Annotated in this window: 18 protein-coding genes, 2 tRNA genes and 1 pseudogene; 10 read left to right on the top strand and 11 right to left on the bottom strand. The window is 71.9% G+C overall.

Features of this window, described 5'->3' with window-relative positions:
* Positions 1–81: 81 nt before the first annotated feature.
* Together IPI43_22765 and IPI43_22760 are read right to left on the bottom strand one after the other, a co-directional pair.
* A complete protein-coding gene (locus IPI43_22765) occupies positions 82–570 on the bottom strand; it encodes a hypothetical protein (GenBank protein MBK7776916.1) in 489 nt (162 codons plus the stop codon).
* Between the two features lie 97 nt (positions 571–667).
* Complete coding sequence (locus IPI43_22760) at positions 668–1,057, bottom strand: hypothetical protein (GenBank protein ID MBK7776915.1); 390 nt, start codon at positions 1,055–1,057, stop codon at positions 668–670.
* A gap of 24 nt (positions 1,058–1,081) precedes the next feature.
* Here IPI43_22760 and xth point away from each other — a divergent pair, with 24 nt between their 5' ends.
* Both xth and IPI43_22750 read left to right on the top strand, forming a co-directional pair.
* Entirely contained in the window at positions 1,082–1,867 is a 786-nt protein-coding gene (gene xth, locus IPI43_22755) for an exodeoxyribonuclease III (protein MBK7776914.1), read from the top strand.
* A gap of 10 nt (positions 1,868–1,877) precedes the next feature.
* Positions 1,878–2,699 (top strand): hypothetical protein, encoded by an 822-nt coding sequence (locus IPI43_22750; GenBank protein ID MBK7776913.1) that lies wholly within the window; start codon positions 1,878–1,880, stop codon positions 2,697–2,699.
* Between the two features lie 18 nt (positions 2,700–2,717).
* Here the strand turns inward: IPI43_22750 and IPI43_22745 are convergent.
* From IPI43_22745 to IPI43_22720, 6 genes and pseudogenes are all read right to left on the bottom strand, one after another.
* Positions 2,718–3,499: pseudogene (locus tag IPI43_22745) on the bottom strand (enoyl-CoA hydratase/isomerase family protein).
* 75 nt (positions 3,500–3,574) lie between these two features.
* Positions 3,575–5,395 (bottom strand): hypothetical protein, encoded by a 1,821-nt coding sequence (locus IPI43_22740; GenBank protein ID MBK7776912.1) that lies wholly within the window; start codon positions 5,393–5,395, stop codon positions 3,575–3,577.
* Entirely contained in the window at positions 5,392–6,456 is a 1,065-nt protein-coding gene (gene meaB / locus IPI43_22735) for a methylmalonyl Co-A mutase-associated GTPase MeaB (protein ID MBK7776911.1), read from the bottom strand. Before meaB ends, IPI43_22740 begins: the two co-directional genes overlap by 4 nt.
* 93 nt (positions 6,457–6,549) lie before the next feature.
* A tRNA-Val gene (locus IPI43_22730) sits at positions 6,550–6,624 on the bottom strand.
* A gap of 58 nt (positions 6,625–6,682) precedes the next feature.
* Entirely contained in the window at positions 6,683–8,737 is a 2,055-nt protein-coding gene (locus IPI43_22725) for a S1 RNA-binding domain-containing protein (protein MBK7776910.1), read from the bottom strand.
* A 227-nt stretch (positions 8,738–8,964) separates the two neighbouring features.
* Positions 8,965–9,036: transfer RNA gene (locus IPI43_22720), tRNA-Val, on the bottom strand.
* A gap of 110 nt (positions 9,037–9,146) precedes the next feature.
* Between IPI43_22720 and IPI43_22715 the strand changes: the two genes are divergently transcribed.
* Genes IPI43_22715 through IPI43_22705 form a run of 3 tightly spaced genes read left to right on the top strand, consistent with a single transcriptional unit; the run spans position 9,147 to position 13,286 of the window.
* Positions 9,147–9,380: a hypothetical protein gene (locus IPI43_22715; GenBank protein ID MBK7776909.1), complete on the top strand. Its 234-nt coding sequence runs from the start codon at positions 9,147–9,149 to the stop codon at positions 9,378–9,380.
* Positions 9,381–9,424: 44 nt separating this feature from the next.
* Complete coding sequence (locus IPI43_22710; protein MBK7776908.1) at positions 9,425–10,654, top strand: M23 family metallopeptidase; 1,230 nt, start codon at positions 9,425–9,427, stop codon at positions 10,652–10,654.
* Positions 10,655–10,706: 52 nt separating this feature from the next.
* Positions 10,707–13,286, top strand: a complete 2,580-nt coding sequence (locus IPI43_22705; GenBank protein ID MBK7776907.1) for a glycosyltransferase family 39 protein — start codon at positions 10,707–10,709, stop codon at positions 13,284–13,286.
* On the opposite strand, the gene IPI43_22700 is transcribed toward IPI43_22705, so the two are convergent.
* Positions 13,283–13,954 (bottom strand): DUF2490 domain-containing protein, encoded by a 672-nt coding sequence (locus IPI43_22700; GenBank protein MBK7776906.1) that lies wholly within the window; start codon positions 13,952–13,954, stop codon positions 13,283–13,285. The genes IPI43_22705 and IPI43_22700 overlap by 4 nt on opposite strands.
* 84 nt (positions 13,955–14,038) lie before the next feature.
* On the opposite strand from IPI43_22700, the gene IPI43_22695 reads away from it, so the two are divergent.
* The 3 genes from IPI43_22695 to IPI43_22685 are packed head-to-tail and all read left to right on the top strand — an operon-like array spanning position 14,039 to position 16,890.
* Positions 14,039–15,118 (top strand): MBL fold metallo-hydrolase, encoded by a 1,080-nt coding sequence (locus IPI43_22695; GenBank protein ID MBK7776905.1) that lies wholly within the window; start codon positions 14,039–14,041, stop codon positions 15,116–15,118.
* A 42-nt stretch (positions 15,119–15,160) separates the two neighbouring features.
* Positions 15,161–16,321 (top strand): class I SAM-dependent rRNA methyltransferase, encoded by a 1,161-nt coding sequence (locus IPI43_22690; GenBank protein MBK7776904.1) that lies wholly within the window; start codon positions 15,161–15,163, stop codon positions 16,319–16,321.
* An 8-nt stretch (positions 16,322–16,329) separates the two neighbouring features.
* A complete protein-coding gene (locus IPI43_22685; GenBank protein MBK7776903.1) occupies positions 16,330–16,890 on the top strand; it encodes a hypothetical protein in 561 nt (186 codons plus the stop codon).
* Positions 16,891–16,902: 12 nt separating this feature from the next.
* On the opposite strand, the gene IPI43_22680 is transcribed toward IPI43_22685, so the two are convergent.
* Positions 16,903–18,972 carry a PPC domain-containing protein gene (locus tag IPI43_22680; protein ID MBK7776902.1) on the bottom strand — a complete coding sequence of 690 codons (2,070 nt, stop codon included), beginning with the start codon at positions 18,970–18,972 and terminating at the stop codon, positions 16,903–16,905.
* Positions 18,973–19,105: 133 nt separating this feature from the next.
* Between IPI43_22680 and yacG the strand changes: the two genes are divergently transcribed.
* Both yacG and IPI43_22670 read left to right on the top strand, forming a co-directional pair.
* Positions 19,106–19,315: a DNA gyrase inhibitor YacG gene (yacG, locus tag IPI43_22675; GenBank protein ID MBK7776901.1), complete on the top strand. Its 210-nt coding sequence runs from the start codon at positions 19,106–19,108 to the stop codon at positions 19,313–19,315.
* Positions 19,316–19,353: 38 nt separating this feature from the next.
* Entirely contained in the window at positions 19,354–19,779 is a 426-nt protein-coding gene (locus tag IPI43_22670) for a VOC family protein (GenBank protein ID MBK7776900.1), read from the top strand.
* Between the two features lie 60 nt (positions 19,780–19,839).
* Here the strand turns inward: IPI43_22670 and IPI43_22665 are convergent, their stop codons facing one another.
* The gene (locus IPI43_22665; protein ID MBK7776899.1) at positions 19,840–20,790 is read right to left on the bottom strand and encodes a YXWGXW repeat-containing protein; all 951 of its coding nucleotides are present in this window, start codon (positions 20,788–20,790) and stop codon (positions 19,840–19,842) included.
* Positions 20,791–20,809 lie beyond the last annotated feature (19 nt).

Here is a 20,809-nt window from a genome sequence, read left to right as displayed (position 1 = left end):
TGTACTGGAGAGCCAAGACCGTGGCACGGGGCTCGGGGCTCGTCGAGCGAGGGGTGACCTTTTCCGCGGGGTCGCCGCTGCCTACGAGCAGGCTCGCTCGAGGCGGGCCTCGGAGGACGCACAACGCGCGCGGGCCTCGTCGCAGCGGGCTGGCCCATCGGTGTCGTTGGGGTCGGGCCGGTCCACGCCTTCGAGGCCACACACGCGCTCCGCCAAGTAGCAGATGCGCTGCACCAGGCGCTCGGCCTCGGGGCAGTCGGCCGAGCTGCGGTCCATCAGCGCGTCGTAGTCGGCCGAAACGCTGCGGAGCGCCTCGTAGGCATCGGCGGCGTCCATGCTCTCCGCGTCGTCGGGGGCCACCGAGGGCTCGGCCTCGCCGGACACTCCGTCGGCGCTGTACCCGGCGCCGGGGGCCTCCTCGCTGTAGACCACCTCGCTGGCCGTCTCGCGTTCCCCTCCTGTGCTGGCCGCAGCCGGGCTGGTGGCCGCGCTCGGGGCCCGGGCCGAACAGCCGAAGATGCCTAGCCCCAGCGCGAGCGCCATGACCCCGCGCGACGCGCGAGCCCACACGCGTGGCCTGGTGGGTGTCGAGGGTCGCAGGGGCATTGGGGTTCTCGCATGTTCTCGCTTGCTTGGGCGGGAGGGGCTGAGGCATGCAGTCGAGATGTCATCGCAGAAGCGCGACCAGCTCGATCTCGACTTTAGCTCCCTTCGGGAGAGCGGCGACCTGGACCGCAGCGCGGGCGGGGGGCACCAGGCCCTCGAAGTAGGTGGCGTAGACGGCGTTGATGGCGGCGTAGTCCGCGAGGTCGGTGCAGTAGACGGTGGCCTTCACGGCGCGCGCGAGGTCGGTGCCGGCCGCGGTCAGGATGGCCACGATGTTGTCCATGACGCGCCGGGTGTCGGCGGCGATGTCGCCCCCCGGGATGAGCTGGCCGGTGGCCGGGTCCATGGGCAGCTGGCCGGAGCAGAACACGAACCCCCCCGCGGCGATGGCCTGCGAGTAGGGGCCGATGGCAGCGGGGGCGCCCGCGGTGGAGATGGCTTCGAGCGTCATGACGGCATGCTACACCAGCGGCCGATGAAGCTCGTCACGTGGAACATCAACTCCGTGAAGGCCCGCGGCGACCGGCTGGTGGCGTGGCTGACCGAGCACCGGCCCGACGTGCTGTGCCTGCAGGAGCTCAAGGGCCTCGAGGACACCTTCCCCAGCGTGGAGGTGGCGGCGCTCGGCTACCACATCGCCCTCAACGCGCAGAAGACCTACAACGGGGTGGCCATCCTGTCGTTGGATCCGCTCACGGACGTGCAGCTGGGGCTGGGCGACCCGGCCTTCGACGAGCAGGCCAGGCTCATATCGGCCCGCGTGCGCGGGGTCACCGTGGTGTGCGCCTACTTCCCCAACGGCGGCTCGCTCGACTCCGACAAATACCCGTTCAAGCTGGCGTGGATGAAGCGCTTGCGAGAGGTGCTGGACCAGCGCTACAGCGCGGAGACCGACGCGGTGGTCCTGTGCGGCGACTTCAACGTGGCGCTCCACGACGACGACATGGCGCGCCCCGAGGAGTGGCACGCGGGTGTATTGGCCAACCCCGAGGTGCGCAGCGCGCTGCGTCACATCGCGGACTTTGGCCTCGTGGACGTGGTGCGTCCCTTTCACCCTACGGGCGGCGTGCACACCTGGTGGGACTATCGCGGCCTCGGCTTCGAGCGCGGCAACGGGCTACGCATCGACCACGTGTACTGCACACCCCGGCTGGCGAGCGCGTGCATCGGCGCCATGGTGGACCGCGTGGAGCGCGCCGCCGACGCCACGAAGAGCGGGCCCTCCGACCACGCCCCGGTCATGGTGGAGTTCGACGCGTGAGCTGCCCCGCATGACGCCCGACGTGTTCCTCATGCCCGCGCTCGGCGTGGTGCTCGCCGCCGCGCTGCCGCAGCTCTTCGCGCGCGGCATCGCGCTGCTGTTCGAGCGCGTGGAGGCCGAAGTGGACGTGCGCGCGGCCGCCATCGGCCCATGCCTCACGTGCGTGGGCCTGCTGGCCTTCTGGGGCGTGCGCTGGGTGGGACCCATGGCGGTGGACCGCCCCGGCGCGCCGCTCGGGCTGCTGCTGGGGGTCACGCTGGGCGTCCTCGCGGGCCTGTCGGCGTTCCAGGCCGTGGCCTCGCTGCCCATGCCGGTGGCGCGCGCGTGGCCCCCCATCGGCGCGGCCACCGGGGTCATCATCAGTGCCCTCATGCTGGTGGGCGCGGTGCTGCTGTGGCGCAAGACCGACCTAGGGGTCGAAGACGTGCGCCCGCCCGCCTATGACGATGACGCGCAGGCGCTGCAGCTGCTCGCGGTGGAGCGCCGTGCCCAGGTGGACCCGTGGGACCCGGAGCTCTACCTGGCCCGCGCCTGGCACTCGGTCCAGAACGGTCACCACGAGCGCGCGCTCAGCGACCTGGCCATCGCCCGCCGCGTGGGTGCCGGGGCCGCGCCGCTGCGGGCGCTCGAGGCCGACACGCTGGCCGCCATGGGGCGCTGCGACGACGCGCGCATCGCGTTCGATGCATGGCAGCAGGCCCGCACGGCAGACGCCATGGCCACCCACTTCGGCCACGAGCTCGAGGTGCTGCCCGCGCTCGAAGACGACGACGAGGGCCCCTCGCGCTACCTCTTCGATTGCCACGAGCAGCACTTCTACGACGGCGAGTGAGCCCGTCGCCGGGAGCGCTCAGCGGTCGCTGAACGTGGCCTTCCGCTTCTCGAGGAAGGCGCTCATGCCCTCGCTCCGCTCCGGGGACTCGAACGCGCGGCCGAAGGCGTCCACCTCGAGGGCGTTGCCGTCCGGCAGGGGGCGCCCTTCCCCGGCGTTCATGACCTCTTTGCAGAGGCTCACGGCCAGGGGGCCTTGCGCGGCGATCAGCGCGGCGGTCTTGCGCGCCTCGTCCAAGAGCGCGTCGGGCGCGAAGGTGGCGTTCACCAGCCCAATGCGCAGCGCCTCGGCGGCGTCGATGATGCGGCCCGTGTAGACCAGCTCGCGCGCGAGGCCGAGGCCCACGCGGCGCGCCAGACGCTGGGTGCCGCCGAAGCCGGGGTCACGCCCAGGCCCACCTCGGGCTGCCCGAACTTGGCGCGCTCCGACGCGTAGATGAAGTCGCACGCCAGCGCCAGCTCGCAGCCACCACCCAGGGCGAAGCCGTTGACCGCCGCGATGACCGGGCAGGCGAGCTGCTCGAGCGACGCGAAGACCTGGTGCCCATAGGCCGCGAAGGAGCGTGCCTCGATGGGGTTCAGGCCGCGCATGCCTGCGATGTCCGCGCCGGCCACGAAGGCCTTGCCCTCGCCCGTGAGGATGACCACGCGGGTGGCCGGGCGCGCCTTGATCTCGGCGATGGCCGCCTTGAGATCCGCGAGCACCTCTTGGCTGAGCGCGTTCAGCTTGTCGGGGCGGTTCATGGTCACGAGGCTGAGGGGCCCCTCGTGGGCAAGCAGGACAAAGGCGTCGTCGCGCATGGCGGGCTCTGTGGTGCGACCCAGGAAGTGGAACACCGCGTGGTCGCGCGCCGCGGCCGCCGGAGAATAGCGCTCTCAGACCCGCCGGGGGGCCTCGAAATTCGCCCAGCGGGCGTCGTCTTCGCGGCGCAGGCGCACACGGCTCGCGTAGGCGCCGGGCTCTCCCATGAGAGCCTCTTCCAGCTCGGCCAGCGTGAGGTACAGCGCGTCGCTCGGGTGGTCCAGCACGGTGCGCTCCACGAGGCGCGCGCCCACCGCCAGCGCGCCGGCACGCAGACGCAGCAGCGACGCGGCCAGCTGCTCGGCCACCACGCCCTTGACCACCGCCACGCGCTCCGCGAGGCCGCCCAGCGAGCTGACCAACCCCTCGCGCGAGCGGCCCATGTCGCGCCCGCGCGCCGTGGCCGACAGCCGCCGCATGGCGTCCTTGCGGGCGCGCTCGTTGGCGTCGATGTCGAGGGCCGCCACGCGCTGCAGCTCCGTGCGGAAACCCGCGTCGGTGTCGCCGAACGCCCCGGGGCGCACGTCGATGCCCAGCGGGCGCACGCCGGCGACGGAGGCCCGCACGCGGTCCCACTCCCGGCCGAGCGACGACGGCAGCGCCTCTCGCTCGGGGAGGCGGCCCAGCTCCGAGATCACGCGGTTGCCGAAGCGCGCCAGCGTGACCAGCGTGCGCTCGCGCTCGCGGGTGCGCCGCGGGGTGGCCAGCGCGCCGTAGCACTCGCGCGGCAGGGGCCCGAGCGTCATCTCGAGCGCCTCGAGCACGGTCAGGGTGGTGACGCGCCCGCGGTCCAGCAGCAGCAGGCACTCGGCGGTCAGCCGCTGCCGGCGCCGCATGGCGTCCAGCAGGCCCTCGTCGCTCACGTGCGCGAGGTCGAGCGCGTCCACCTCGATGAGCCGCGCGGGATGGGCCCGCTCGTAGCGCTTCGCGTCCGCCACGTAGAAGGCTGCCTCCTTGGCCGCGCGCGCCGCCTGGGCCGCGGCACGAGGCACCGAGGTGCGCGCCGCGCCGAGCGCCCCACCGGACTCCAGCCGGCGATACGGCCGCGCGAACACACGCTTCACGGCGCGCTCCACGTGGGGCCCCGGCTCGCCGGTGCCGAGCGCGCGGTCGAGGGCATCCACGGTGAGCGGCGACACGGCGCCCTCGTCGGCGGCCATCAATGCCACGCGCCGCCACGGCGAGTGCGGCGGCACGCGGAACGTCAGCGTGCGCAGGCTGGTGATGACGTCGCGGCCCTGGTCGCGGCCCCACTCGAGCCGCAGCGGGCGCCCGAGGGCCAGCTGTGCGCGGTCGGCCAGGTCCGCCAGGCGCTCGGCTTCGTCGCCGCTCAGTCCCTCGCCCGCGGCCGTGGTGTGCATGGAGCGGCGGTCGATCTGGAACGGGGCCGCGCCGGCGCCCACGCAGCTGACCAGCAAGCGGTCCGGGTCACCGGACTGCGCGTCCGCCGAGATGAGCTCGCCCGCGTCGCGCACGTCGAAGCCCAGCACGCGCACGTGCAGCCCCATCAGGCTGCCGCCCAGCGCGGCCGCCAGCTCCGGCGAGCGCAGCGAGTCGATCAGCGCCGCCACCACCTCGGGCAGCGCCGTGTCCCGCGTGACGTCCGAGGGGAAGCCCGCGCGGCGGTCGAAGCGCAGCGCCGCGTGCTCGGTGGGGAACAGCGTGCGCAGCCGCACGAAGGGCCGCTCTTCGAGCGCGCGCCGGAGCGCGTCCAGCAAGCGTTGGTCGGGGTGATCGCCGGCCAGCCGCACCACGCGCCCAGCGGCCACGGGCAGCCCCTGCTGGGCCAGCTCGAAGAGGCCCTGCGCCTCCTGCCCGAGGGCCAGCGCGTCGGACTCGGACAGCGCGGTGAACTCACGGACGCCCGGCGTGGGCTGCGTGCGACCTGCGGTCATGCTGCCTCCCCGGGGGCCAGGGCCACGCTCAGCAGCCCCATGGCGGCCGTGTACGCATCGGCTTCCCCTGCGGCAGTGGCTCGCAGGGCCTCGCGGTAGGCCGCCGCGTGCTGCGTGGTGACCTCCTCGAACAGCAGGTCGCGCAGGAGCGCCGCAAAGCGCTGCTCACGCCGCTTGTGCGCACGCCGCTCGCCCTCGCCCGTCTCGCGCAGGGAGGCGGCGTGGGCCGCGCAGGCGTCCAGCAGCTCGGCAATGCCCGCGCCGCGCGACGCGATGGTCTTGATGATGAGCGGCTCCCAGCCCCGCGCGGTCTGCCCGCCCGTCTCGGGGCGCATGATGGCCCCCACCCCGCCGTGGCCGTGGCCATGGCCCGCAGGGCGCGAGCCCGCGTGCGCCAGGGCACCGCCGAGCGCGATCATCTGCTGCAGGTCCGCCACGGTGCTGTCCGCACCGTCGCGGTCCGCTTTGTTCACGGCGAACACGTCCGCGATCTCGAGGATGCCCGCCTTGATGGCCTGGATGTCGTCGCCGAGGCCCGGCGTGACCACCACCACCGTGGTCTCGGCCAGCTGGGCGATCTCGAGCTCGTCCTGGCCCACGCCCACGGTCTCCACGATGATCAGGTCGTAGCCCGCCGCGTCCAGCACGCTGATGACGTCCGCCGCCGAGCGCGAGAGCCCACCCATGTGGCCGCGCGTGGCCAGCGAGCGGATGAACACGCCCGTGTCCAGGAAGTGCCGCTGCATGCGGATGCGGTCCCCCAGGATGGCGCCACCCGTGTACGGGCTGGTGGGGTCCACGGCCACCACCCCCACGCGCTGCCCGGCGGCGCGCGCGCTGGTCACCAACTGGTCCACCAGCGTGCTCTTACCGGCGCCCGGCGTCCCGGTGATGCCGATGACCCGAGCCCGCCCCGTGAAGGGCAGCAGCGCCCGCAGGAGCTCACGGTGCAGTGGACCACGCTCGTCGATGACCCGCATCGCTCTCGCGATGGCGCGCTCTCTTCCAGCTCGGACGTCCTCGACGACGCTCGCGAGCCGCTCGACGGGGGTCGGGGGCATCGGAGCGGGGAGTGTACACTGGTCGGCCGGACGCGCACGCCCCACCGGAGGGCCCCGTGACGGAAAGAAAAACGCCGCTCGAGAGCGGCGTTTTGGTGGGCGATGCTGGATTTGAACCAGCGACTTCCTCCGTGTGAAGAAGGCACTCTACCCCTGAGTTAATCGCCCGGAGTGAGGTGGCGTGTATAGCCGCGCCGGCGGACCGGCGCAAGCAATTGTTGCCCTCTCAGCTCTTGTCGCCGCCCGACCCGTCGAGCTTCGCGCGCAGCAGGTCTGCGAAGGTGCCGAGGCCCTGACGCCCGGCCTCCTTGCGGTACTCCTGCACGGCCTTCCGCTCGTCGTCGAACTCGCGGTGCTTCACCGAGCAGCGCAGCTGCCCGTCGCGGTCGGTGCCCGTGATCTTGACCTCGATCTCCATGCCCACCGCCATCTTCTTGTAGGCGGTGCCCTCCACGCGCTCGGGCATGTCGCGGTTGCTCAGGTAGCCGCGGCCGCGCTTGCCGACCACGCCCTTGACCTGCACGAACATGCCGTGGTGCTCGATGCGCTCCACCACCACCTTCACGTGGTTGCCCATGCGAAGGTTGCGGACCAGCGCCGGATCGTAGTCGCCCGACTCCATGGCCGCCTTGTCGGAGGCGCTGAGGCGCGACAGGCCGACGCGACGCGCCTTCTTGTCCACGCGCTCGACGATGACGTCGATGATCTCGTCCTCCTTGAGGACCTGGTTGGCGTGCTTGAGGTCCTTGCCCAGCTCGGTGATGTGCAGCAGGCCCTCGATGCCGGGGCGCAGCTCCACGAAGGCGCCGAAGTCCGTGGTGCGGACCACGCGGGCCGACTGGAAGTGGCCCTCCTTGAGGATGTCCTTGGCCTGGTCCCACGGGTCCGGCAGCGCCGCCCGAATGGACAGGCTGATCTTGCCGTAGCGGTCCTTGCGGCTGGCGGGCTGCACGCGCAGCACCTCCACCTTCACCTCGTCGCCCGGCTTCACGCAGTCGGACATGCGCGCGCCGCGCACCCAGCTGACCTCGCTCTGGTGCACCAGGCCGTCGAGCCCGCCGCCCAGGTCCACGATCACGCCGAAGTCACGCACGTGGAGCACGGTGCCCGGCAGGCGCTCGCCCACCTTGAGCTGCTTCATGCGCTCGCGGGCCGCCTTGCGCGACTCGCGCTCGAGGATGCCGCGGCGCGACACGATGATGCTGCGCCCGCCACCCTTGAGGGGCGGCAGCGAGAAGTCGAGCTTCTGGCCGACGTACGACTCGGGGTCCGTGATCTCGGTGAGCGACATGGCGCGCGCCGGGCAGAACGCGCGCACGCCGTCCACCAGCACGTCGAAGCCGCCGCGGTTGAAGCCGTAGACCATGCCGCGCACGCGCAGCTTGGCGTCACGCGCCGCCGCGATGCGCGCCTTGGTGGCGCCGCGATCGATGATGCGGTTCACCAGGACGATGTGGCCGCTCTCGGACACGGAGCTGATGCGCCCGCGCACGATGCCACCCATGGCCGGGAGCTCGGGCGGCGGGCCAGCCGCCTCCATGGCCTCGAGGAAGCCAGCGGAGGTGTGACCTTCGTGGTCCTCGTCGTCGTGCTCGTCGTGCTCGTGCTCGTCGTGGTGCTCGTCGTGCTCGTGCTCTTCGTGATGCTCGTCGGCGTGCTCGCCCGCTTCGCTGGCCTCTGCCGCCACGGGAGCCTCGCCCTCCGTGCCTTCGGCGGCAGCAGCCTCGCCGGCCTCGGCCGCGGCGGAAGCCTCGGGGGCCACCACGGGCTCGGGCAGCGCGGGGACCTCACGCGGCTCGTACACGTCCACCACGGCGAGGCCCTTGCCGAACAGGTCCACGAAGATGGTGGTGTTGGTCAGCTTGGCGACGCGACCGGCCACGACCTCGCCCGCGGCGAACGCGTGGGTCTTGGTCCCGCGGCCATCGAAGTAGCGCAGGAAGGGCACGTGCGCCGACTTCTGCGAGTTGTCCACCTCGGGCTTCTTCTTCTTGCGACGGCGGCGCTTGCGCTTCCCACCGCCCTCGGTTCCTTCGCCACCCTCCGCGGCCTCACCAGACTCGGACCCGTCATCGTGGTCGTCGTCGCCGTGCTCGTCGTCGCCGTGCTCGTCGGCGTCGCCGTGCTCACCTGCGTCGTCGCTGCCGGCGGCGGCCTCCTGCGGCGCAGGCGCGTCGACCGAGCTCGGCTCGGGGCTCGGGGCAGGCGCGGCGCTGCTGGGGTCCTGGACCACGTCAGCATCGGTGGTCGGGGCGGAGTCGTTGGAGTTGATGTCGCTCATGGCGGAACCTCTCAGCGGGCTGCCTGTGCAGCACCGGGTGGTCTCGTGTCGGGCGGAGCCAGGCTCCGTACGGGGAAGTGGAGCACGAGGCTCCGGGTCAAAAGTGGGCGGGACTCTAGCCCTAGGATGAAGTCACCGCAATTGCGCATGTCGACAGACCCGAGAACGAGAAACCCCCCCGGGAGTTCGCAGTGCGCGTCCTCAGCGGGGGGGCCCGGGTCTGCTTGTAGGCACGGGCGGGATTGAACCGCCGACCCCTACCGTGTCAAGGTAGTGCTCTCCCACTGAGCTACGTGCCTGAGGGAGCGCGCTATCTAGCCCTGGCGTGCGGGTGTGTCAAGCGCGGTTCGCCTCCGCGGCGCGGCGTTTTGCACGCACCGCGCGAGCCTGGTAGGTGAGGCGCACGCCAATGTCCGAGAAACGCGAAGACGCTCCGCTGCGACCGCTCCCCAGCGTCTCGACGCCCCTGCTGCGCGCAGACGTCGAGGCCGCCGAGCGCAAGCGCCGCGTGATCGTGAGCGTGTCCATCACGGCCGTCGTGGCGGGCATCGTGGCGTTCGTGGTGCTGCGGCCACCCACCCCCGAGGCCGCGCCCCCGCCAGCGCTGCGGCCGCGCCTCACTACATCCCGCCCGAGAGCCTGAACTGGAACCCGGATGGGACCATCCCCGAGCCGGACCCCGCCGAGGTGGTGGTCCCGGACGCCCCTCCTTCCACCGCGCAGGCCACCGGAGACGCGCCGCTGCACGCCGCCGCCACGGTGCGCAGCGAGGCCCGCTTCGGGACCGCACGGGCATTCCGCCAGGCGCTCGAGATGGCAGGGCTCGGGGCCGACGACTTCGTGCCCATCGAGGACGCCGTGCGCGAGGTGCTGGACTTCCGGCGCTGCCGGGCCGACGACCGGCTGTTCTTCGAGCGCGACGGTCAGGGGAAGCTGGTGCGCTTCGAGTACCACCAGAACCCAATCGAATTCGTGGTGGCCACCCGCGCCGAAGACGGCACCTGGAGCGGGCGGCTGCAGCAGCGCGAGATCGAGCGCCGCCGGCACGAAGTGGGCGGGCTGGTGCGCACGAGCCTCGGCGAGGCGCTCACGCGCATCGGGCTCGCGGCGTCGCTGGTGGGCGTGTTCGTCGAGGTGTTCGACGGCAAGATGAACTTCTCGAGCGGCGCTCGCGAGGGTGACGCGCTGCGGGTCATCGTGGACGAGGAGCGCATCGACGGAGTGTTCCTGCGCTACGCCACGCCCGTGGCCATCGAGTACGTGAGCGCCCGCGCGGGGCGGCTGCGCGCGTTCTACTACGAGGGGCGCGACGGGCGCGGCGACTGGTATGACGAAGCCGGGCGTGGCTTCCGCGGGGGCTGGCTGCGCACGCCGCTCCAGTACGAGCGCATTTCCTCGTTGTTCAACCCGCAGCGCATGCACCCCATCTTGCGGCGCATCGTGCCGCACAACGGGGTGGACTTCGCCGCGGCCACGGGCACCACGCTGTGGGCGGCCGCCGACGGTGAGATCAGCTGGGCGGGGCCCAAGGGCGCCAACGGCAACCTGGTCTCCATCCGGCACGCCAACGGCTACGAGTCGCACTACGCGCACATGCACCGCATCCAGCGCGGCATCGCGGTGGGCGTCGAGGTGCGCCAGCGTCAGGTCATCGGCAGCGTGGGCACCACCGGGCGCTCCACGGGCCCGCATCTGCACTTCGGGCTGAAGCACAACGGCCGCTTCGTGGATCCGCTCCCCGTGCTCAACGGCCCGGGGCAGCTCCTCCCGGCGGGGCAGCTCGCCGGCTACCGCACCTTCGTGCGCGGCATGGTGCGGCGGCTCGAGCACATCGAGACGGGCGGGGATCCCGTGGTCCGCGAGGCTACGACTGCGCCCACGGCTGCGCCGGCCGAAGGTGACGAAGGCCTCGATTAGCGCGCCCTGCCGGTGGACGGGCCGCGTTTGCGCGGGTAGCCTGCGCCCGCTCATGGACACGGCAACACTGGAACGGCGCGTCGGCTATGCGCTCCTCGCGCTCTCGCTCTCGCTGCTCGTGGTGGGCCTGAACTGGAGCGGCATCTGGGACCCGTGGGAGATCGACGTCGCCGAGGTGGCGCGCAGCTGGTCCGAGGGACGCTCCGCCAGCGTGGACGGCTCGCCGCTGGGGCCCTGGCTCACCAGCCTGTCGTTCCAAGCGCTCGGCGTGCGCGAGTGGACGGGGCGATTGCCCATCGCGCTCTGCGGCATGCTCACGCTCGCGCTGGTCTATGCACTCGGTCGCCTGGGCGGCGGGCGCGGCGTGGGCGTGCTGGCCGTGGTGGTGTGCGCCACGTCGCCGCTCTTCCTGATCAACAGCCGCATGATGCTGGGCGCCGCGCCGCACTTTGCGCTGCAGACCCTGGTGGGCCTGGCGTGCGCACACACGGTGTTCGTCGAGCACGCGACCGAGACGCGGCGCTGGTTGGCCACAGGGCTCGCGCTGGTGACCGTGGGGCTGTCCGCGTGGGCCAGCGGTGGGCTGCTGGGCCCGCTCCCCCCTCTGCTCGGCTTCACGGTGGCCACGCTGCTGGACCCGGTGCAGCGCCGCCGCCTAGACGCGGTGGTGCCCCTCTGGCTGGTCACGGGCGTGCTCACGTTCTTGGTGTGGGGCGCCGTCCGCGCGGACGCGCCGGAGTACAGCGTGTGGCTCGGTGGCGGTGCGCGTGGCGGTCAGCCCCCCACGTTCGAGCGCGAGGTGGAGCGCCTGTTCCACAACTTTGCGCCGTGGTCCGCGCTGTTGATCCCGGCGCTGGGCGTGTTGCTCGCGCGCATGAGCGCTGCCAACGACGACGACACCTCGGAAGCAGGGCCCACCCCGCAAGGCGCGAATCTTCGCTTTCAGGAGAGCTTGTATCGCGAGAGCGCGGCAGCGGACCCGCAGGCGACCGCCGACCCGCAGGCGACCGCCGACCCGCAGGCGACCGCCGACTCGCAGGTGGCCGCCGATCCGAAAGTGGCCGCCACCCCGGTGACCACCAGCGGGCTGTTGGGCGAGTCCGCAGTGGTGACCGCGCCAGGGTTCGCCGTCTTCCTCTTGGTGTGGTTCGCCGTGAGCTACGCGGTCACCACGCTGTTCGCCTCGCGCTACGGCAGCGCCCCCACCTACGCGGTGGCTGCGCTCGCCGTCGCGGTGGCCTTGACCCTCGCCGAGCTGCACCGCGAGGGCCGAGCCGAGTGGCTGCTGGCCGCGCTGGGCGTCCTGTTCGTGGCGCTGCTCATCCGTGACTACGCCATGTTCCCCGGCTCCCCGGTCACGGGCACGCCCGGCGTGCGGCCGACCGTGCCGGAGGCTGGGTTCTCGGCGAAGCTCGGCTGGGCCGTGGCGGCCGGTGCGTTCGCGCTGGGCACGGCGCTCACGTTCTTGGCGGCGGAGCCCTGGCCGGAGCCCACACGCGCCAACGTGCGCGCCTTCGTGCTCACGCAGTGGAAGCGCGGCCCCGCCCACCGCTTCTGGTGGGTGCTCATCGCCGTCTTGCTGCTGGGCATCCTGGTGTTCGGCGCCTTGGTGTTCGCCGCTCCCGACCGCTTCAACTCGCTGGCCGTGCGCATCGGGCGCTACCTGCTGCTGCTGCCGCCCGCGCTGGTGGGGCTGCTCTTCGTCACGCCGCGCGTCTTCAACCTGCTGGCCCGCCGCCCGCAGCTGCGCTTGATGCCCATCGCCCTCACCGGGCTGGTGTTCGGGGCCTACTTCGCGTTCGGCTTCCTGCCCGAGCTCAGCCGGCACCTCTCCCCGCGCGAGGTCTTCGAGACCTACAACACCCTTCGCGGTGAAGACGAGCCCCTGGGCGAGTACCAGGTAGGCGGGCGCGCGGGGGCCTACTACACGGACGGCGAAGTGCAGCCCCTGCGCGACGTGGCCGCCATCGTCGGCTTCCTGAACGGCGCAGGCGAGGACCGCGTCTGGACGGTCTTCCCGGCGGAGCAGCTGGTGGACGTGAACCTCCAGTACCGGCGCCTGAGCAGTGAGCACCTGTTCGTGGCTGACTCCCGCAACGCGCGCATCCTGCTGGCCACCAACCATCCCATCGCGGGACGGGACAACCAGAACCCGCTCGCCACGTCGGTGCTCCGTGCGCTCCCGCGTGAGCCGCAGCACATGCTGCGCGCCAACTTCGGCGACAAGATCGAGCTCATCGGCTACGACATCGAGCTCCCCGCCGGCACCACGGTGGGGCCGTCCCAGTCGTTCGTCATCACGTGGTACTGGCGCGCGCTGGTGCCCAACATCGGCGGCTACAAGATCTTTCTGCACATCGACGGGCACGGGCAGAGGCTCAACGGCGACCACGACCCCGTCAACGACCTCTACCCCATCGCTCGCTGGCAGCAGGGAGACATCGTGGTGGACCGGCAGGAGCTGGACGTGGCTGCCAACTACCCGCCCGGTACCTACACCATCTGGATTGGGCTCTACGCGGGCAGCCATCGCCTGCAGCTCGGCGAGCTGCGCGCGTGCACTTCCGGGCAGCGCTCCAACTGCAAAGACAACGCGAACCGCTTGAACGCAGGCCCGCTCGAGGTCCGCTAGTAGAGCTTGGCTTCGTAACCGTACGACAGCCCCAGGATGTGCAGCGTGGGGTCGCGGTCGTCGTTCAGCGGAACCTCGATGCGGTAGTACACGTCCAGCGCGTGACGCTTGGTGGCGATCTCGACCCCGGCGGTCCCGCGCCAGGCGCGCCGCACTGCCCCCACGCCATGACCCACGTCGGAGAACAGCTCGGTGGACAGGTACGGTGTCACGGGGCTGTCGTTGCGGATGCCCACGCCGAACAAGCCGCGCAGCGTGTGGCGCGTGGGGCGCCCGTCACGAATGCCGGCCTGATACCGAACCCGCGTGACCCACGTGAAGTGCCCCACACTGTCACCGAAGCGCGCGTCCCCATGAACGCGGTGCCGGCTGTCCGGGCTGTTGTCGTTCACCCACGTGTAGCGGTAGCCCACCGAGAGGCGCAGCCAGTCCGTGACGCGCACGGCCAGCACCCCCTCGGACAGCACGCGGCCTGCGTGCGAGATGTCCTCGTCGAGGCGCAGGCCCTGCTCGATGTCCAAGTGCACTTGCTTGTGGAAGCGCAGCCGCAGCTGTGCGCTCAGCCAGAGCTGCGTGTCGCGGTCCGCCCGTGCCGGTGCCGGGGCCAGGCTCGCACCCAGGAGCAGCACGAGCGACGTCAGCCCGACCAGTGACCATGTCCGCGCCATCGCCGGGAGCGTAGCGCACGAACGGGCACTTGCCCGCAGCGCGTGGGTGCTCATCGCCGCTTCTTGTTCCATGCTGAGCCGCGCATGACTGCTCCGGAAGACGACTCGCCGCCGCCCCCCGAAACGCCCACAGCGTCCCCCGTGGCGGTGACGGCTCCCAAGCGGAAGCGGCGCCGCTGGCTGGTGGCGGTCGGCGTACTGCTGGCCCTGCTCCTCGCGGCCTTCGCCGTGCTCTTCACCCACGCGCCCTTGCCGCTGGGTGCGCCGCGCGGCTTCGACCTGAACCACGTGCGTGTCATCGCCCGGAGCGGGTCGGGTCCGCTGCCCACCGCCGTGGGCCGCTGGGTCGTGGCACGCAGCGAAGCCCCGCGTGTGTTCGTGGGCGCCAGCTGGGACGTCGTCACCCGGACCACCTTCGTCTTCCCGGCGTTCCAGATCGCCTGGGCAGACCGCTACATCATCGTGGACGCGCCGCACGAGCGGAGCACCCACGACGAGGCCTTCGGAGGAGGAGCGTTCGACCAGACCGCCTACGACGGAGTCGCGCGAGCGCTCCGGGGAGCGGAGCAGATCCTCTTCACGCACGAGCACCTCGACCACGTGCGCGGGGTCTCGCAGTCGCCGGACTTCGCCGACCTGGCCCCGAGGGTGCGACTGACCCGCGCGCAGGCCGAGGCCATGCCCGCCGACGCAGGCTTCACGGCAGCCCAGCTCGCCGCGCTCACCTCGCAGCCGCTGACCGAGCCCACGCGGGTGGCGCCGGGCGTGGTGCTCATCCCGGCCGCAGGTCACACCCCCGGCAGCCTCTACGTCTTCGTGGCGCTCGCCAACGGCCAGGAAGTGCTGCTGGTGGGCGACACGGTGTGGTCGCACCACAACCTGAACCGCGCCGTGGGGCGCCCGCTGGCCGTCTCACTGGGCCTCGGCGAAGACCGCGAAGCCACGTTGGCTCAGGCGCGAGCGCTCATCACGCTGCGTGATGCCCAGCCCACCCTCGCCATCGTGCCCGCGCACGACGACCTGACGGTGCAGAGCTACGTGGACGCCGGGTTCCTGCACGACGGCTTCCTGCCCACGCAGCCCGCGCCGGCAGCGGTTCCCGTGCCCGCGCCGCCTGCCGTGCCTCCCACGCCTGCGCCGCCCGGCGAGCCCGCAGCCCTCTAGCCGAGGCTGGCGCCGCTCGCGGGGCCGGGCCAAAGAGGGGGGATGGCTCGCCCCGTCCGCCTCATCAAGCCGCTCGAACGCGTCATCCACGAGGGGCACCCGTGGATCTACCGCGACGCGCTCGAGCCGCACGACGTGCAGCCGGGCGAGACGCTCACGGTGCTCGACAAGCGTGGCCGCTTCGTGTGCCGAGGCCACGCCGACTCGGGCCCCATCGCGCTGCGCGTCTGGACCACCGAGGACGAGTCCCTCGCGCGCCTCTACTCGTCGCGCTTCGCGGACGCTCTCGCGTTGCGTGCGTGGATTCGCCCCGACGACAGCAGCGCCTACCGCCTGGTGCACGGCGAGGCCGACCGCATGCCCGGCTGCGTGGTGGACCGCTACGGCAGCATCGCCGTCATGCGCCTCGACGGCGAAGGCGCCACGGCCCTGCGCGAGCCCCTGGTGCTGGCCGCCGAGCCGCACCTGCGTGCGCTGGGCATCGACACGCTGCTCTGGCGCGTGGGCCGCAAGCAGCAAACCGAGGTGCACGCCGCCTTCGGCACCCTCCCCAGCGAGCCCGTGGTGGTCACCGAGCGCGGCATGAAGCTGGTGGCGGACCTCCAGCACGGGCAGAAGACCGGGCTGTTCCTGGACCTGCGCGAGAGCCGCTTCCGGGTGCGGCAGCTGAGCCGGGGCGCACGGGTGCTGAACCTCTACGGCTACACGGGCGGCTTCTCGGTGGCCGCCGCGCTGGGTGGCGCGGTGCACGTCACCACCGTGGACATCGCCCCCGAGGCCGTGAAGCTCACGGCAGACACTTTCGCCGCCAACGGCCTCGACACCGCCAACCACGTGGCCGTGACCAGCGACGTGCCGGACTACCTGGACGCCCTGCCCGCTTCGACAGACTTCGACATCATCGTCTGCGACCCGCCCAGCTTCGCGCCCAGCGAACGTGCGCTCCCGAGCGCCCTCGAGAGCTACCGGGCGCTGCACGAGCGCTGCATGCGCCGCGTGGTGCGAGGCGGGCTCTACCTGGCCGCTTCGTGCTCGAGCCACGTGGACCGAGCCGCCTTCGAAGAGACGCTGCGCGAGGCCGCGCGGCGCACCCGACGCATCGTGCAGGTGCTGGAGCGCTCGGGCGCTCCCGCCGATCACCCACGCCTCCTGGCCTTCCCGGAGTTCGACTACCTCAAGGTGGCGCTCTGCCGGATCCTCTGACCCAGGCCATGTCCCGCGTCGTCACACGCCAGTACCGCGACCCCCTCGACACCGTCTGGATCGAGGTCGCACGGCGTGTCGGCTACGAGGTGCGCCGCTCCGACACCTGCTTCGCCAGCATCGACCCCGCGGGGCTCATGATCCTGGGCGCGCCCGAGACGCTGGACGCGGACGACTGCCTCGCGCAGATGATCTTCCACGAGCTGTGTCACTCGCTGGTGCAAGGGCCCGACGGCCTCCGCGAGCTGGACTGGGGCCTCGACAACGAGACCCCGCGTGACGTCCCGCGCGAGCACGCGACCCTGCGCGTGCAGGCCACGCTCGCGGACGAGCACGGGCTGCGTGCCGTGCTGGCCCCCACCACCGACTTTCGCGCCTTCTACGACGCGCTGCCGAGCGACGCCCTGCGGGGTGACCCAGCCGAGGTGGAGCTGGCGCGCGCGGCGCTGGCCCGCACGGACATGGCGCCCTGGGGCCCGCACCTGCGTGCAGGCCTGGTGGCCACCCGCCAGATCGTGAACGCCGTCGCTCCCTTTGCGGATGCGACGGCGCTGCTCTCACGAGAGTGACGGCCTACGGCCTCAGGGGCGCGTGGTGTCCACGCGCAGGCTGTAGCTGCCTTGGTTGTTGCGGCTGAAGCCGTCCACCACGATGAAGTACGTGCCGGGGTCCAGCGTGGCCTCGACCATCGACTGGCGTTGGCCCTCGAAGTCGTCGTTGCAGGCCACCTCGGTGCTGGCGTCGGGGCAGTCGCGGCGAATGTGAAGCGCCCCGTCGAAGTCCGTGGTGGTCATGTGCGCGCGCACCGTCATGCGGCGCGTGAGGCGCAGCTGGTAGACGCGGTCGGGGCTGGCGGCGTTGCCCGCGCAGGTGGCCTGGAAGTTGTCGGTCTCACCCACGGTGGTGCCGTTCACGGTGCGGCCCGCCACGATGCGCGTCGCCCCGCGGCACATGCGCTCCATGGCCGCCAGGTCTTCCAGCTGGATGTCCAGGTCGGCCTGGCCGAAGCTGGCCGCGTCCACGCCGTCGATGACCAGGTGATACGAGCCGGGCTGGAGCACGGTGTCGAGAGGGGCCCCGCCCGCCACGAGCGGCACGCAAGCCACCTCGCCGGTGGCCACGGCGCACTGGCCGCCGCGCACGTAGGCCACCCCGTTGAACTCGCTGGTGAGCACGTTGACGCGCAAGCGCGAGCGCGCCGTGACGTTGAGGGCGATGACCACGTCGGCGCCGCCCTGCCCGCCGCAGGTGCCCGCGAGGTCGTCCGCTGCCTGAAAGGTGTCGACGGGCGTGGAGCCGGCCTGCATGGCCATGGGCGCCGCGCACGTGTCGCCGTTGGCCTGCCCGCCCGTCAGCGGCGCGAGGTCGGCCACGAACTCGTAGGAGCCGCTGACTGCGGGCTGCCCGCTGCCGTAGCCGTCGGTGAAGATGAAGTACTCGCCCGGCTGGACCACGCCCGTGACCATGGAGGCCGCGGTGGTGCCGTAGTCGTCGTTGCACAGCACCTCGGTGGCGGCCGAGTCGCACGTGGAGCGCACGTAGATGGCGCCGTCGTGGCCCGGGGTGGACTGCCGCACGCGGAGGCGCGAGGGCTGAGCGACGCTCAAGCGGTAGACGTTGTCGGGCGAGTGCGCGCCACCGGCGCAGGTGGCCTGGAAGTAGTCCGCGCTGCCGCTGGTGTCACCACGCACCGCGACGCCCGGGGAGATGGCGGTGGCCGCCGAGCACACCTGCGCGAGGTTCTGCATGGCCTGAGCCTGCACGGACAGGGAGTAGTCCCCCTGGCTGGGCGAGCCGTAACCGTCCACCACCACGAAGTAGGTGCCCGCGTCCAGCGTGAGCTGCAAGCGCGAGTGCGACGTGTCGGGGTTGTCGTCGTTGCACGCGAGCTCGCCCGTGCCGCAGTCGGTCATGAGGTAGAGCGCGCCGTCGAACGACGACTCGAGCGCGATGTCCACCATGGCGCGCTCCGTGAGGGCAAACGAGTAGACGTGCTCCGGCGAGCTGCCACTCGGGACGCAGCTGCCTTGCATGGCCGAGGGCGCGCCGGTGGTGTTGCCGCGCACGGCCTGGCCCATCGCGATCTCCATCGGCGCGCCGCAGGTCCCAGCGCCGCCGCCGCCGCCCGAGCGCACACCGCCGCCGCCGCCGCTGCGGGCCATGGCCGGAGCGCCCGACCAAGACGTCAGCAGGTACTCGCCGCTGCCCTCGGTCATGGTCACCACCACCTGATAGACGCCGTCACGCGTGGGGCACGCCTGCGCGGCGGCCTGCCGGTCGTGGGTGAGGTCGCGGCCCAGCTCTTCGCCGCCCTCGGACAACACCTGCACGCCCATGTCCTCCGTGCCGCGGCCTCCCAGCGCCATGAACGTGTAGCACTCACCACCCGCCAGCTCGACCTCGAGGCGCGCCTCGCCACCCTGGTCCAGCGAGCCTTCGTTGATGGCGCCGGTCTGCGCGAGGCCCATGGCCGTCATCGCGTTGTGCACCGCCACGTAGCGGGGCTCGAGCCCCACCCCAGCCGACGAACAGCCGAACGCGAGCCCGGCCACGCCGAGGGCGAGGCCAAAGGGCAGCGCGCCCGCGCTGGAGACGGACCGTGGACGATGGGACCGGTGTACGCGAGACGACCGAGTGACGATGTGGGGCATGGTTTTCCTGCCAACGGGGGAAGCGGACGCTCGACTGAAGAGCAGCGGAGCCAGGGAAGTGTACGCCACGCGCTGCGAATACTCCCACACGTACACGAGCGCGGGCGGCACTCCTCGCGCTATACCCCGGGTCATGCCTGCACAGCCCGTCTGCGCCGTTTGCAAGCGGCCCGTCACACGCCCCGAGCGTGGCACCATGGGGGACTTCCCGTTCTGCTCGCCGCGCTGCAAGGCCGTGGACCTCAGCCACTGGCTAGACGGGGGCTACCGCATCCCCGAAGACCCATGGGGTGACGATCTGGGCGTCGATATGACCGACCTGCCCGACGATGATGGACGCTGAGCGAGCCCACGCGGCGGGTTGCCGCTAGGCTTCCGCCCATGCGCTACCTCCACACCATGCTGCGCGTCCGCGATCTCGACGCCGCGCTCCACTTCTTCGTCCACCAGCTGGGGCTGGTCGAGACTCGCCGGCGCGAGAACGAAGCGGGGCGCTTCACGCTGGTCTTCCTCGCTGCGCCTGGGGACGCCGACGGCCCCGAGGTGGAGCTCACGTACAACTGGGACCAGGCCGATCCGTACGAGACGGGGCGTTTCTTCGGACACCTGGCCTACGAGGTGGACGACATCTACGCCGTGTGTACGCGGCTCCTGGCGGCCGGCGTCACGCTGCACCGCCCGCCTCGCGACGGACGCATGGCGTTCGTGAAGTCGCCCGACGGTCACTCGGTGGAGCTGCTGCAGCGTGGCGCTGCGCTCCCGCCCGCGCTGCCCTTCTCCGAGCTGCCCAACATCGGCTCGTGGTGAGCAATTGAAGAGAGCGCCCGGCAGGCCGCCGAGCGCTCTCTCAGAGGGAAGACCCTCGGCTCACATCGGGGTGTAGACCCGCCGTCCACCGCCGCGAGGCGGGTTCTGCGCAGGCTGCTGACGAGGCGCCGGCGTGGCGGTTCGGGTGGTGGTGGTGCTGCGCGAGCCGGCGGGCGTCTGCACCGTGCGAGTGGTGGTCACCTGGCGGGGCTGAGGCTGCGGCTGCGGCTGGACCACCACCGTGCGGGTGCGCGGCTGCGGCTGCGGCTGGACCACCACCTGCCGAGGCTGGGGCTGCGGCTGCGGCTGGACCACCACCGTGCGGGTGCGCGGCTGCGGCTGCGGCTGCACTACGACGGTGCTCTGACGGGGCTGCGGCTGCGGCTGGACCACCACCGTGCGGGTGCGCGGCTGCGGCTGGACCACCACCGTGGTCTGACGCGGCTGGGGCTGCTGCTGGACCACCACCGTGCGGTGCTGCGGCTGGCGCACCACGACGCGGCTCGGGCGCTGGTAACCCTGCACGTAGACATAGGCGCCACCGCGCTGCTCCCAGCGGGGCTGGACATAGGTGTAGCCCTGTTGCGGCTGGACCCAATAGCCGTCCACCCAGATGTACTGGTAGCCGTTCCACTGCCAGTGACCGTTCACCCACACCGCGCCCTGCGAGGGGGCGCGCTGCTGCACGATGACCTGCCGGGGAGGGGGAGGCGCCTGATAGACGGTGTACGTGGGCTCGGGCTCGGCGTAGATGGTGCCGTCCTGCGTCACGTAGGTGGTGACCGGCGCGGGCTGCGTGCTGGTGTAGACCTGCGCCGTGGGTGCCTGGACCACGTGATACTGCTGCTGCGGCGCCGACGAGTAGGTCACCGTGGCGTGCGTACGCGCAGGGTAGTAGCAGCCCGACAGGCCGAGAGAGGCCACGGCCACCACACCCGTCAGCGCCACACGTCCCAACCTGCCGAGGGTCGAGCGAGTCGGCAAAGAGGTCTTGGGGGTGAGTGCGGTCATGATGGGGTTCTCCGGGGGC

Source organism: Sandaracinaceae bacterium (assembly GCA_016706685.1).
Lineage (GTDB): Bacteria > Myxococcota_A > Polyangia > Polyangiales > Houyiibacteriaceae > JADJJE01.
The sequence above is the reverse complement of the archived record's forward strand: the minus strand, read 5'-3'. Positions and strand labels throughout refer to the sequence as shown.